At 64.2% G+C, this 13780-nt stretch carries 13 protein-coding genes and 1 tRNA gene; 4 read left to right on the forward strand and 10 right to left on the reverse strand.

Annotated features, from left to right (window positions below; translation table 11 throughout):
* Positions 1 to 36: 36 nt before the first annotated feature.
* Positions 37 to 110, forward strand: a tRNA-Pro gene (locus ACZI8W_RS21630).
* Positions 111 to 189: 79 nt separating this feature from the next.
* On the opposite strand, the gene ACZI8W_RS21635 is transcribed toward ACZI8W_RS21630, so the two are convergent.
* From ACZI8W_RS21635 to ACZI8W_RS21655, 5 genes are all read right to left on the reverse strand, one after another.
* Positions 190 to 2580 (reverse strand): ATP-binding cassette domain-containing protein, encoded by a 2391-nt coding sequence (locus ACZI8W_RS21635; protein WP_463370567.1) that lies wholly within the window; start codon positions 2578 to 2580, stop codon positions 190 to 192.
* Positions 2581 to 2658: 78 nt separating this feature from the next.
* Positions 2659 to 3132 (reverse strand): nitroreductase family deazaflavin-dependent oxidoreductase, encoded by a 474-nt coding sequence (locus tag ACZI8W_RS21640; protein WP_463370568.1) that lies wholly within the window; start codon positions 3130 to 3132, stop codon positions 2659 to 2661.
* A gap of 35 nt (positions 3133 to 3167) precedes the next feature.
* Positions 3168 to 3578 (reverse strand): VOC family protein, encoded by a 411-nt coding sequence (locus ACZI8W_RS21645; RefSeq protein ID WP_463370569.1) that lies wholly within the window; start codon positions 3576 to 3578, stop codon positions 3168 to 3170.
* A gap of 10 nt (positions 3579 to 3588) precedes the next feature.
* Complete coding sequence (locus tag ACZI8W_RS21650) at positions 3589 to 3963, reverse strand: helix-turn-helix transcriptional regulator (protein WP_463370661.1); 375 nt, start codon at positions 3961 to 3963, stop codon at positions 3589 to 3591.
* Positions 3964 to 4113: 150 nt separating this feature from the next.
* Positions 4114 to 5121, reverse strand: a complete 1008-nt coding sequence (locus tag ACZI8W_RS21655) for a LacI family DNA-binding transcriptional regulator (RefSeq protein ID WP_463370570.1) — start codon at positions 5119 to 5121, stop codon at positions 4114 to 4116.
* A 163-nt stretch (positions 5122 to 5284) separates the two neighbouring features.
* Between ACZI8W_RS21655 and ACZI8W_RS21660 the strand changes: the two genes are divergently transcribed.
* From ACZI8W_RS21660 to ACZI8W_RS21670, 3 genes are all read left to right on the forward strand, one after another.
* Entirely contained in the window at positions 5285 to 6472 is a 1188-nt protein-coding gene (locus tag ACZI8W_RS21660) for an acyl-CoA dehydrogenase family protein (protein WP_463370571.1), read from the forward strand.
* A complete protein-coding gene (locus ACZI8W_RS21665) occupies positions 6469 to 7590 on the forward strand; it encodes a CaiB/BaiF CoA transferase family protein (protein WP_463370572.1) in 1122 nt (373 codons plus the stop codon). Before ACZI8W_RS21660 ends, ACZI8W_RS21665 begins: the two co-directional genes overlap by 4 nt.
* Before the next feature lie 84 nt (positions 7591 to 7674).
* Positions 7675 to 8130 carry a tellurite resistance TerB family protein gene (locus ACZI8W_RS21670; RefSeq protein ID WP_463370573.1) on the forward strand — a complete coding sequence of 152 codons (456 nt, stop codon included), beginning with the start codon at positions 7675 to 7677 and terminating at the stop codon, positions 8128 to 8130.
* Between the two features lie 63 nt (positions 8131 to 8193).
* On the opposite strand, the gene ACZI8W_RS21675 is transcribed toward ACZI8W_RS21670, so the two are convergent.
* From ACZI8W_RS21675 to ACZI8W_RS21695, 5 genes are all read right to left on the reverse strand, one after another.
* Entirely contained in the window at positions 8194 to 9624 is a 1431-nt protein-coding gene (locus ACZI8W_RS21675) for an alkaline phosphatase PhoX (RefSeq protein WP_463370574.1), read from the reverse strand.
* 230 nt (positions 9625 to 9854) lie between these two features.
* Positions 9855 to 10664, reverse strand: a complete 810-nt coding sequence (locus ACZI8W_RS21680; protein WP_463370662.1) for a metal-dependent hydrolase — start codon at positions 10662 to 10664, stop codon at positions 9855 to 9857.
* A 184-nt stretch (positions 10665 to 10848) separates the two neighbouring features.
* Entirely contained in the window at positions 10849 to 11322 is a 474-nt protein-coding gene (locus ACZI8W_RS21685; protein WP_463370575.1) for a Dps family protein, read from the reverse strand.
* 309 nt (positions 11323 to 11631) lie between these two features.
* The gene (locus ACZI8W_RS21690) at positions 11632 to 13092 is read right to left on the reverse strand and encodes a catalase (RefSeq protein ID WP_463370576.1); all 1461 of its coding nucleotides are present in this window, start codon (positions 13090 to 13092) and stop codon (positions 11632 to 11634) included.
* A gap of 101 nt (positions 13093 to 13193) precedes the next feature.
* Positions 13194 to 13622, reverse strand: a complete 429-nt coding sequence (locus ACZI8W_RS21695; protein WP_463370577.1) for a Fur family transcriptional regulator — start codon at positions 13620 to 13622, stop codon at positions 13194 to 13196.
* Positions 13623 to 13780 lie beyond the last annotated feature (158 nt).

The following is a 13780-nucleotide window of genomic DNA, read 5'->3' on the forward strand; positions in this document are numbered from 1 at the left end:
ACACGGGTCGTGCGGTAGGCTAGCCGAGGTTCATCACGGGGTGTGGCGCAGCTTGGTAGCGCGCTTCGTTCGGGACGAAGAGGTCGTGGGTTCGAATCCCGCCACCCCGACTCGTGAAACAGCCGATCAGGGCGCATTCTCCCGCGGGAGAATGCGCCCTGATCGTATGCACCGGCCGGTCGGTCGACCTCACGCCCCGACGTACTCCGCAAGATGCTCACCGGTGAGCGTCGACCGCGCGGCGACGAGATCCGACGGCGTCCCCTCGAAGACGATGCTGCCGCCGTCGTGGCCCGCACCGGGACCGAGATCGATGATCCAGTCGGCGTGCGCCATGACCGCTTGATGATGTTCGATGACGATGACGGATTTGCCGGAGTCGACGAGTCGATCGAGTAGACCGAGCAGGTTTTCGACGTCGGCGAGATGGAGGCCGGTGGTGGGCTCGTCGAGGATGTAGATCTCGCCCTTCTCCCCCATGTGAGTGGCCAGCTTCAAGCGCTGCCGTTCGCCGCCGGAGAGCGTGGTGAGCGGCTGCCCGACCTTGATGTAGCCGAGTCCGACGTCCACCAGCCGATCCAGGATCTTGTGGGCCGCCGGGATCTTCGCGTCTGCAGATCCGAAGAACTCCTCGGCTTCGGCCACAGACATCCGCAGGACCTCGCTGATGTCTTTGCCACCGAACGTGTAGTCGAGCACCTCGGCCAGGAAACGCTTGCCGTCACACACCTCGCAGGGTGTCGCGACTCCGGCCATCATCGCCAGATCGGAGTAGACGACGCCTGCGCCGTTGCAGTTGGGACACGCGCCTTCCGAATTCGCGCTGAACAACGCCGGCTTGACGCCGTTGGCTTTCGCGAAGGCCTTGCGGATCGGGTCGAGCATACCCGTGTACGTCGCGGGATTGCTGCGCCGCGATCCTTTGATCGCCCCCTGATCGATGGTGATCACCCCATCGCGGCCGGACACCGATCCACCGATGAGCGAGCTTTTCCCCGACCCCGCGACACCGGTCAGCACCACCAGCACTCCGAGGGGGATGTCGACGTCGACGTTGCGGAGATTGTTGGTGTCGGCGCCGCGTACTTCCAGTGCGCCGGCACCGTGGCGCACCGACGATTTCAGCGAGGCACGATCGTCGAGGTGTTTGCCGGTGAGGGTGTCGCTCGTCCGCAGGCCGGCGAAGGTGCCCTCGAACATCACCTCGCCGCCGTCGGTGCCGGCACGTGGACCGAGATCGACAACATGGTCGGCTATTTCCATGACCTCGGGTTTGTGTTCGACGACGAGCACGGTGTTGCCTTTGTCTCGTAGTTGCAGCAGGAGGTCGTTCATCCGCGCTATGTCGTGCGGATGGAGCCCGATCGTCGGTTCGTCGAAGACGTAGGTGACGTCGGTGAGCGACGACCCGAGATGACGGATCAGCTTGGTCCGCTGTGCCTCACCACCGGAGAGCGTCCCCGCCGGGCGTTCGAGCGACAGGTATCCCAGACCGATGTCGACGAACGACTCGAGATTCTGCCGCAGGTTGTCGAGCAGAGGCCCCAACGAGGGTTCGTCGAGATCTCGAACCCACTCGGCAAGGTCGCTGATCTGCATCGAGCACACGTCGGCGATGCTCAGTCCCTTGATCTTCGACGACCGCGCTGCCTCGGTGAGGCGCGTGCCGGCGCACTCGGGGCAGGTCGAGAAGGTGATCGCGCGGTCCACGAACGCCCGGATGTGCGGCTGCATCGCTTCACGATCCTTGGACAGGAAGGACTTCTGGATCTTCGGGATCAATCCTTCGAAGGTCACGTTGACCCCCTCGACCTTGATCCTGGTCGGTTCCTTGTAGAGCAGGTCGTTCAGCTGCTTCTTCGTGAACTTGGCGATCGGCTTGTCCGGATCGAAGAAGCCACAGCCTCGATAGATCCGTCCGTACCAGCCGTCCATGCTGTAGCCCGGGATGGTCAGCGCACCTTCGTTGAGCGACTTGGTCTCGTCGTACAGTGCGGTCAGATCGAAGTCGGATACTGATCCTCGGCCTTCGCAGCGCAGGCACATCCCACCGGTGATCGTGAACGAGCGGCGTTCCTTCACCGTCCGTCCACCACGCTCCATCGACACCGCGCCGGCACCGCTGATCGAGGCGACGTTGAATGAGAAGGCTTGGGGAGAACCGATGTGCGGCTCACCCATCCGGCTGAAGAGGATACGGAGCATGGCGTTCGCGTCGGTTGCGGTGCCCACGGTGGAGCGCGGGTTGGCGCCCATGCGCTCCTGGTCGACGAGGATCGCCGTCGTCAGTCCGTCGAGCACATCCACATCAGGCCGGGCCATGCTCGGCATGAACCCCTGCACGAACGCACTGTAGGTCTCGTTGATCAGCCGCTGCGACTCCGCGGCGATCGTGCCGAACACCAGGGAGCTCTTGCCGGATCCGGAGACACCGGTGAACACCGTCAGCCGCCGCTTCGGGATCTCGATGCTGACATCGCGGAGGTTGTTCACTCGCGCACCGTGGACGAGGATCCTGTCGTGACTATCAGCCGCGTTCGGTTCACGCGACCGGGTGTTCGCCCTGGCGGACGGCGTCATCGGGTGTCTCCGTTTCTCTCTGTCCGGACCTCGTTCCGGAGGCCGGCGGTAATCGACCTGTTCGACTGTGCCATGCGGTTACTGCAGCGTCAGTCGGATCAGCGGGTATTCACGATCGGACTTGCTCTGATACTTGGCGATTCGCGGCTGTTCGGCCGACAGGCGCTGCCAGGCCTGTCCACGCTCGGCGCCGCGGAGTTCGCGTGCTGTCGCGGAGACGGGTTCGCGGCCCGGAAGCTCCACCGACACACCTTCCGGATGCGTCATCAGGTTGGCGTGCCAGTCGGGATTCACGCTGCCACCGCCCGATGCGATGACGAGAACGGCATCGTCGCCGTCATCCAACCGCATCAGCGGTGTTTCACGCCTTTGTCCGCTCCGGCGGCCGATCGTGTGCAGGATCAGCATGTCCATACCCATCGCCCTGCCTTTGCCGCGGCGGATCTTCCGCATCATTCGTGCGTTGGCTGTCCGCTGGAACCAGCGTGAGAGCGTCCCCGGTGTGCCGGGTGGTCGCGTGCGGTTGGTACCCGATTCGTCATCCTGTCCCATCTCGACCTCCACTCGAAGTTGAATACTTTTGCTGCTCAGCTAGTTTGATTGATCCGAATCAGGTTGCCCGCGGGGTCACGGAAGGCGCAGTCGCGTACGCCGTAATCCTGATCCATCGGTTCCTGGAGCACCTCGGCCCCACTGGCCTCGAGACGCGCGAACAGCCCGTCGAGGTCGTCGGTGGCGAGGGTGACCGCACCGTAGTTACCCTTCGCCATCAGTTCGAGGATCGTGTTCCGCTCATCGTCGCTGATGGTGGGGTCTGCTGCGGGCGGGTTCAGAACGATCGAGGTTTCGGGGTGGTTGGGAGGTCCGACCGTGATCCACCGCATGTTCTCGTAGCCGACGTCCTTGCGGACCTCGAACCCGAGCGTGTCGCGGTAGAACGCCAGGGACGCTTCCGGATCGGTGTGCGGGAGGAAGGTGTAATGAATGGTGATGTCCATGGCCGTAACGCTAGCGACGGCCGGACACCTGCGCTTCTCGATTCCTGACCGGTCTCGTGATCTGCTTCGCGACGCACGCCGGGATGCCTTCCGTCCCGTATTCGGCCTTGTCCTTGTAGACGCTCGGCGGCATGCCGACCAGTTCGGTGAACCGCGTGCTGAAGGTCCCCAGCGACGAGCAGCCCACTTCGAAGCACACATCGGTGACGCTGAGATCACCACGGCGAAGGAGCGTCATCGCACGTTCGATCCGGCGGGTCATCAGGTACGAGTAGGGCGATTCGCCGTACGCCTTCTTGAACTGGCGACTCAGGTGCCCCGCCGACACACCCACCCCGCGCGCGAGTGCGTCCACATCGAGAGGCCGGGCGTACTCCCGATCCATGCGGTCGCGGACACGACGTAAGAGCGTGAGGTCTCGGAGACGCTGAACATCGTCGTTCGCCACGTGCGCGATCGTCCTCGGTCGCCGTGACGTTGTCCAGCGGTGACCGAATATCCCCGACTCCCTGTGACGGCTACATTCGGGGCAGGTTCAGCTCGACCTCCGCTCGATGAGCTCCACCGGGAGTCGCAAGGACTCCACCTCGTGCCCCCGCGCGAGTTCGAGCACACTGCGCACCGCAGCAGCCCCGATCTCGTGCGCGGGCGAGCGGACCGTCGTCAGCGGGACGGGCAGCTGTTCGGCAATGGGAATGTCGTTGTACCCCACAAGCGCGAGATCGTCGGGGATGGTCAACCCGAGGTCACGCGCGACCCCGAGGACACCGATCGCGATCATGTCGCTGACTGCGAAGATCGCGCGGGGGCGATCCGAGCGGGTCAACAGCACGCGCGCGGCCTCCACACCCCCTGCCACGTCGAAGTTCGATCGCACGATCCGGTCGGGACGCGGCGGGAGCGAGGCACGCTCGAGCGTGTCGACGAAGCCGTCGAGACGGTCGCGCGCCGTGCTCGCATGCTCGAGTCCCGCGATGACCGCAATGTCCGAGTACCCGCGGTCGAGGAGATGCTGCGCAGCAAGGTGCCCGCCTCGATAGTCGTCACCGACCACGAAGGGCAGTCCCGCATCCGCATGCCTGGTGACACACAGCAATGGAAGCGGCCCGAGCGCGAGCGACTCGACGAAGGGGCCGCCGGGGATATGCAGGCTGCTGAGTAGCAGGCCGTCGACCTGCCGCCCGACGAGCAAGGAGATGGCGCGACGCTGCGCGTCGAGATCGTCGGGAGGACTGGACAGTAGCACCGAATATCCGGCACGCTCGGCCGCTTCCTCTATACCCTGGTAAGTCGTGGCGACGACACCGTCGGTGAGTCTGGGCATCACGACGCCGAGCGTGGTGGTCTTACGAGTGCGCAGGCTGGCTGCCCACAAGTTCGGGCGGTACCCCAACTCCTCCGCCACTTCACGTACGCGGAGCGCGGAGTTCGACCATCCGTCGACCGGCTCGGGCTGGCGGAGCACCCGCGATGCCGTCGACACGTGCACGCCGGCGCGCTCGGCGATCTCCTTGAGAGTCGGCGCGCGATCGGATCGGGCCATTCAGGTTCTCCTGCTCTGTCGCATCGATGTCGACGTAGGGTTGACGACTCCCAACGCTCGCTCTAGCATAGATGATGCAAACGTTCTCGCAATCGTTCTTACATACGATTGCACGAACGATTCCCTCCACCACGGACCGCCACCCACGACCTTGGAGAACCGCATGTCGAACCCCCAGCCCCTGACACAGATCTTCGCTCTCGACGCACTGCTGGAACCGGAAGAGATCGCAATTCGCGACACCGTCCGCAAGTTCTCGAACGACCGCATCCGCCCGCACGTCGCCCAGTGGTTCGAAGATGCGAAACTCCCTGCCCGCGACCTCGCGAAGGAACTGGGCACGCTCGGCGTCCTCGGCATGCACCTCGACGGGTACGGTTGCGCCGGCATGAGCGCGACCGCATACGGTCTGGCATGCCTCGAACTCGAGGCAGTCGACTCGGGAATCCGCAGCCTGGTTTCCGTCCAGGGCTCCCTGGCAATGTTCTCCATTCATCATTGGGGCAGCGAGGAGCAGAAGCAGGAATGGCTACCTCGGATGGCCTCCGGCGAGGCGATCGGCTGCTTCGGCCTCACCGAACCCGATTTCGGATCCAACCCCGCCGGGATGCGCACCAACGCGAAGCGCGACGGCGACGACTGGATCCTCAACGGCACCAAGATGTGGATCACCAACGGCTCGATCGCCGATGTCGCCGTGGTGTGGGCGCAGACCGATCTCGACGAAGGCCCCAAGGGCATCCGCGGCTTCGTGGTTCCCACGGACACCCCCGGCTTCTCCGCTCCCGAGATCCACGCCAAGATGTCGCTGCGCGCCTCGGTGACCTCCGAACTCGTTCTCGACGATGTGCGGCTGCCGTCCTCCGCGATGATGCCGATCGCGAAGGGCTTGCGTGGCCCGCTGACGGCTCTCGGCGAAGCCCGCTACGGCATCGCTTTCGGTGCGATCGGTGCCGCGCGCGATTGCCTCGAGACCGCCATCGACTACGCGCGGTCGCGGATCGTGTTCGACAAGCCGCTCGCGTCGTTCCAGCTGACTCAGGCCAAGATTGCCGATATGGCGCTCGAGGTGGGCAAGGGGCACCTGCTCGCCTACAACCTCGGCCGCATCAAGGACCGCGGAGAAATCACTCCCGAGCAGGTCAGTACAGGCAAGCTCAACAATGTCCGCGAGGCGATCGCGATCGCGCGTGAGTGCCGGACGATCCTCGGCGCCAATGGCATCACCCTCGAGTACCCGGTCATCAGGCATGCCAACAACCTCGAATCGGTGCTGACCTACGAGGGCACCTCCGAAATGCATCAGCTGACGATCGGCAAGGCGCTGACGGGTGAGGCGGCGTTCCGGTGACCGCCACGACGGGTGGCGCCCTGGGCGGTCTGGTGATCGCCGATTTCGGCCGCGTCCTCGCCGGCCCATACGCCACGATGATGCTCGCCGATCTCGGAGCCGAGGTGATCAAGGTCGAACGCCCGGGTGTCGGTGACGACACCCGCAGCTGGGGACCGCCGTGGGTTGGCGACGAATCGTCGTACTTCCTCGGCGTCAACCGGAACAAGCGGTCGGAGGCGATCGACCTGTCCGACCTCGAGGGTCTGGGGCAGGCTCGGGAGCTCGTGGCGCGCGCCGATGTCATGGTCGAGAATTTCCTGCCGGGCACAATGGATCGTCTCGGCCTCGGGTACGAACGCGTGCGTGAGATCAATCCCGACATCGTGTACTGCTCCATCACCGGATTCGGTGGACACAACAATCTGCCGGGCTATGACCTGCTGGTTCAGGCGGTCGGCGGACTGATGAGCATCACGGGCCCCGATGCCGACACTCCCACCAAGGTCGGTGTGGCAGTCGTCGACGTCATCACCGGAATGCACGCGGCAGTGGGCATACTTGCGGCGTTACGGCACCGAGACCGCACCGGTGAGGGGCAGCGCGTCGAGGTCAATCTCCTGTCATCGCTACTGTCCGCGCTGGCAAACCAGTCCTCGGGTTACGTGGCTGCGGGTGTCGTCCCTACAGCGATGGGGAACAAGCACCCCAGCATCGCGCCCTACGAACTGTTCACCACCGCCGACCGTCCATTGGTGCTCGCCGTCGGCAACGACCGTCAGTTCGCGTCGTTGTGCACCGTGCTCGGACTCGACGAACTCCCCTCCGACGAGCGATTCGCCACAAATGCGGCGCGTGTCACCAATCGTGGGGTGCTCGTGAAGGCGATCAATGAGGCCCTGGCCTCCGAGACTGCCGATGCGTGGTTCGATGCGCTGACTGCGGAAAAAGTTCCTTGCGGCCCGCTCAACAACCTCGCCGATGCGGTCGGTCTGGCCGAACGGCTCGGTCTCACACCTGTTGTCGAGATCGAGGACGAACGACGGGAGAGGCCGCTGCGCCAGATCGCCAACCCGATTCGTCTCAGCGCCACACCCGCGACCTACCGGTCTGCGCCGCCCCGGCTGGGCGAACGGTAGGAATGCGGTAGACCTCACAAAACACACTGTTCACATCCGATGGCAAAGTGGACGGTGCAACACGCACCGACACGAAGGGCCACCATGGCGTTCTGGGATCAACTCAAGGCCAAGACCACCGAGCTGAGCGCGCAGCTCAAGACCAAGACGGATCAATTCAAGAACAAGGAGTTTGCGAACGCCAGTATGGCGATGTGCGCGCTGATCGCCGCCGCCGATGGCAGCATCGACCCGGCCGAACGGCAGAAGACCGCGGCGCTGATCATGAGCAACGACCTTCTGTCGGTGTTCCCGAAGGACGAGCTCCGCGAGAAGTTCGATTGGTATTGCAGCAAGCTCGAGTCCGATTACGACTTCGGCAAGGTCGAAGCCACCGCCACGATCGCGAAGTTGAAGTCGAAGCAGGATCAGGCCCGCGCGGTCATTCAGATCGGCATCATCATCGGTGGCGCCGACGGCCACTTCGACGACGATGAAAAGGCCGCGGTGCGTGGCGCCGCACATGCGGTCGGGATCAACCCGGCAGAGTTCGACCTCTGAGTTCGACACAACCGAGGGGAGCTGCGCACTCGTGTCGAGTGCACAGCTCCCCTCCGTCGCCTCCTACCCGATCGGACGGATCCAGGGACCGGTGATGGCGAGAGTCAGTCCCGGCGTCTGGATGTTGACGAACAGCGTCCGACCATCAGCACTGAAGGCGGGGCCGCAGAACTCACTGTCGTTCAGCTCGTTTCGCGCCAGCGAGTACGGTGCACCGCTGGGCGTGACGCCGATGAGGTGACTGATTCCGTCACCGTCCTCGGCAAGCACGAGCCCGCCGTGCGGTGACACGGTGATGTTGTCGGGTCCGTCGTAGTTGCCGTTGTCGACCGATGGATCCGGATTGACGCCGAACAAGACCTTCAGCTCGACGGTCTCGGATGCGGGGTCGTAGAACCACACCTGCCCGTCGTGCTCTGCCACACTTCCGTCATCGAAACGGGCGTAGCTCGCTACGAAGTACGCGCCGCCGTGACCCCACCACGCACCTTCGAGCTTGCGGCTCCGCGTGACCTCGCCGTCCCCGAACTGATCACGAATGGGTTCGTCGTTCGCGTTCCGGTCGGGGACATCGACCCACTGCACGGCGTATCGCGTTCCCGGCTCAGTGGCCTGCGACAGGTCGGCCACGAAGGCACCGTCCTGGAAACAGCGCAGTGCCTGGAGACCGCCGGCGGTGTCCCCTCCGTCGGACTGCGCCAGTTCACGCAAGGCGCCGTGCCTGCCGACGAAGCCCTGTGGCGGTACCCACCGGAAGAACAGTCCGTTGGGCTCGTCGGCATCCTCGGTGAGGTAGATCGCGCTCGTGCCGGGATCTACAGCGACAGCTTCGTGTTCGAATCGGCCGAGGAATTTCAACGGCACCGGGCTGGTGGCGAAATTCGCCTCCTGGCTCGCGGGGTCGACCTCGAACACGTAGCCGTGGTCGAGGGTGAGCCCGTTGTCGCCGGCGCGGTCGTCGGTCTCTTCGCAGGTCAGCCACGTACCCCACGGGGTGATGCCGCCCGCGCAATTGTCGACCGTGCCGGCGAGGCTGACGTACTGGCTTTCGCTCCGACCGTTCGATCCTATGAGGATCGTGGTGGTACCGCCGCGTGCGCCCGGGTCGTAGGTCAGGCCGTCGACAACGGGGACGGCGAAGGGCTCCTTGTCCGCGTCGTCGCCGACCTCGTGGTTCGACACGACCGTGGCACCATTGCCCCGGGCGAACACACCGAGCGCGTCGGGACTGCTCGGGATCGGGTTGCCGTCGTCGAGCAGTGTTTCCCCCGACTTCGCGAGCACGGTGTACGAGAAGCCGATCGGAAGCGCCAGCAGCCCGTTGGGATCGGGAATGAGCGGTCCGTATCCGATCGCTCCGGGGGCCGCTGCCGCGATGCCCGGTCGCACGAGAGCGTCGAGACTTCCAGCAAACGCGATGCCGACACCCGCGAGTGCGGTGCGACCGAGGAAACCTCGGCGATTCAGCGCGGAACCATTGACTGCGGAACTCATTTTCCGATACCTCCACAAGGGTCGAATATGTTACCCACGGGACGGTAGGGATCGCGTTACCCGCGTCGATGGAGGTTCTGCGTCATTCCGATGAACTGCGGCCGAATTCACGGTGCAGAGCACGTGGCATTCGCCGACCGGGAGGAGCGGTGCGGGCCTCGGGTGAGTCTGCCGTCCGCCGTCCGGCGTCCGGTCGGTCTGGCGAGGAATCCGTGTCAGGGATTCGGCACTCAGAATGACAGGCCGGAGGCCTCGAGTACCCCGAAGACGTAGTCCGGGACCCCGTCGATGGACCAGAGGGCGAACCCGAACGCCGCCAGAGTCATCGCCGGCCCGAGAAACACGACCTCGAACGGACCACCCGCACGTATCGCGATTGCTCGGGGCAATTTGAATTCCCACCACCGCTTTCCTTGCCACGGCACAAAGGGCGCAAGGAACGGGATCCCCTCCTTGGTGATGGCGTCGCCGATGCAGTGGGTCACGCACCCGAGAGCGACAGCGACCCCCAGGCCGGTCGAGCCCACGTCCCCGGGGAACGCGGTCCACATCAGTACCGAGAGGATCCCAGTGACAACGGTGACGATGAACCACCCGTACTTCTTGGCCCAGGTGCCGAACAATCCGCGTAACGCGAGACCGAGGGTAATGAACAGGACACCGATGATCGCGTTGCGTCCGAACTGCGCTACCAGCAACGACACCCCCGTTCCCAACAGCGCCGCGAACAAGGCAGTGTGTGTCATGGTGCGGTGGCCACCGGTGCGCTTCCGGTCCTTACGTCCGCGTGTGGCGTTGTAGTACGCCGCCGAAACCGCACCGACACCGCGCGCGAAGGTCTGACTCACCGGGCCGAACGACCGCGCGACGGTCGATTGGGCGGTATCGAGATCAGGCAGCAGGGCCGATCCCGCACACACCCCCGCGAAGGCGAGAATCTCCGGTGTCGACGTCGGCCCTCCCCACTCCCGCGGCAGCACGTCGGCGACCAAGAGGCCCACGAGCGCTCCGGATACCGCATGGGTAGGGCCCATCACCATGTCGGACAACACCTTTCGATTGAGGTCGCCACCCACCCGGATTCGGAGAAGGTCAGACACCCAACTTAGCAACCACAGCCGACACATCAGTCACACGGATCACTCCGGGCTGCCCGAACCGACGGAAGGCCGCTCACCGTTACGGTGAGCGGCCTTCCGGGTGTCGGCCTTGATCAGGCGAGGATCAGGCGAGCTGAGCCTGCCACATCCAGTGAAGCTGCTCGAGGCGAGCTGCCTGACCGATCAGCAGATCCTGCGTCACCGGATCAGCATCGCCGGTGATCTCGATACCCTCGCGCAGCCGCGTGATGACCGCGGCGAGATTGCCGACGATCGAGGCAACCACCTCGGTGTCCTTGTTCCAGCCCTCACCGAAGCCCTTGGTTCCGCTGTCGCGGGCCACCGTCGCCACCCGGCCGTCCGGGCTGACGCCGACAGCGGTCAGCCGCTCGGCGACCTGGTCGGTGAACTCCCGCGCAGTGGCGACGAGTTCGTCGAGGTCGAGATGGATACTACGGAACTGGGACCCGACGACATTCCAGTGCGCCTGCTTGCCGATCAGGCTGAGATCGATCACATCGACGAGCACGTTCTGCAAGGCGTCTGCGGCAACCTTCTGATTCTTCTCCGACAACGTGCTGCTGATGGGGCTGTTCATCTTTCGCACTCCTCTCTCAATCTTGGATATCTTTCGAGTTCAACAGTATTCATGCCCGAATGCTTCCGGATCGAACCATCGTGTGGTCGAATCCACACCAGAGCGAAGTTGGGTCACGTCACAGGATCGCGTCGACGGCGCACACGGTCGTGACCCGGGGCCTGCCGCGAGGGATGATGGTTGTACGGTTCATCATCGACCGACAAGGGAGGTTCACACCATGGACGCACAGTCACTGATCGTCTGGGCATTGGCCGCTGCGATCTATCTGTGGGGCCTGATCTGACCTCGGGGCGTGTACCCGCGACGTCACTCGGCCGCGGACCGCACGCCTTCTTCGACCCTCTTTCCCAGATCGGTGTCGACGTTGCGCCAGTATTCGAAGATGCGCTCGTACAACGCCTCTGACGTACCGCCGAGGACGTGACCGACGATGTTGCCGACCAGAATCTCCCGCGTGGCGTCGTCCATCACTTCACGGACCAGGGTGCCTGCCTGACCGAAGTCGTCGTCCTCCTCATGCCGGACGTATGCGGCACGCACCGCCTCGGTACCGAATGTCCACAGTCCGTCGTCGCCCGCGCGCTCGGGGTCCGCATGTGGTCCACCGAAGCTGTTCGGTGCGTAGACCGGCATCGACGGGTCGTTGAACGAGTACACCATGCTGCCGTCCTGCGAGTACGACTCGACCGTGCCCTTCGGGGCATTGACCGGCAGCTGCGCGTGGTTGGCGCCGACGCGGTAGCGGTGTGCGTCCGCGTAGGAGAACACCCGACCGAGCAACATCTTGTCGGGTGAGAATCCGATGCCCGGCACGATGTTGGACGGCGCGAACGCAGCCTGTTCGATCTCGGCGAAGAAGTTCCGCGGGTTGCGATTCAAGGTCCAGGTACCCACCTTGATCAGCGGGTAGTCCTTCTGCGACCAGACCTTGGTGAGGTCGAACGGGTTGACGCGATAGCCCTCGGCCTCCGCGACGGGCATCACCTGCACGTACAGCGTCCAGCTGGGGAATTCGCCTCGCTCGATCGCCCGGTACAGGTCGGCCCGGTGGTGGTCGGGATCGGTACCGGCGAGTACGTCGGCCTCCGCAGCAGTAAGGGTTTCGATGCCCTGATCGGTCTTGAAGTGGTACTTGACCCAGAATCGTTCACCCTCGGCGTTGATCCATTGATAGGTGTGCGAGCCGAAGCCGTCCATGTGCCGCCAGGTACGAGGAATGCCGCGGTCGCCCATCAACCAGGTCACCTGATGTGCGGTTTCGGGACGCAGCGTCCAGAAATCCCACTGCATCGTGTGGTCGCGTAGGCCGGATCCCGGCAGACGCTTCTGCGAGTGGATGAAGTCGGGAAACTTGATCGGATCCTTGATGAAGAAGACGGGCGTGTTGTTGCCGACGAGGTCGTAATTGCCGTCTTCGGTGTAGAACCGGACAGCGAACCCGCGCGGGTCACGCCATGTGTCAGGACTCCCCTGCTCGCCCGCGACAGTCGAAAAGCGAACCAGCGATTCACTTCTCACACCCGGCTGAAACAGCTTTGCCTTCGTGTAGGCACTCACGTCTTCGGTCACGTGAAGTTCGCCGAAGGCTCCACCGCCCTTGGCGTGGACCACCCGCTCCGGGACACGCTCCCGATTGAAGTGTGCAAGTTTTTCGATGAGGTAATGGTCGTGCAGCAGGAGCGGCCCCTGCGCACCCGCGGTCAGCGAGGTGTCGTCACTGGCGATGGGGTTGCCGGCATTGTTGGTGGTGAATCGGGTGTTCGTCATGCATGACCTCCGTATGGGCGGTTCCCGTGAGACCGGGTACGACACGTCGACACGGGGTCGCCGGAGCGACTACCCGTGTATCGATCGGATTGCGACTGGGTTCAGCGGCAGGACTGGCACAGGCCCCAGAAGGTCACCTCGGCTTCGTCGACGACGAAACCTCCGGCATCCGACGGGGTAAGGCAGGGTGCAGCACCGACGGCGCAGTCGACGTCGACGACAGTGCCGCACTTACGGCAGACCAGGTGGTGGTGGTTGTCTCCGGTGCGGGTCTCGAACCGCGCGGGGGATCCTGCCGGTTCGATTCGACGGAGGAGCCCGGCACCGACGCAGGCCCTGAGTACGTCGTACACGGCCTGGGTCGATACCTTGCCGAGTTCGGCTCGCACAACGGCAGCGACCTCGTCGGCATCCGAATGCGGGTTCCGGGCAACCATATCGAGTACCGCAACACGCGGGGCCGTCACCCGGAGCCCCACGGAACGAAGCTGTTCCTTGGGGTCGAAGTGTGGCTCATTCGTGTGCTGCATGACCCCAAGTATGCTGCTTTTCTGGAATTAGTCAAGAAAAGAGGTAGTGGCGACCGTCACCCACCGATTCGACGCGACGGGAGGTCGGCGGGCTTCGGCGCCCCTCCTGCGACCACCTTCGCGATGGCACGAGCATTACCGACACTGGACCCGGTGAC

The sequence above is a fragment of the Rhodococcus ruitaii genome (assembly GCF_055230935.1).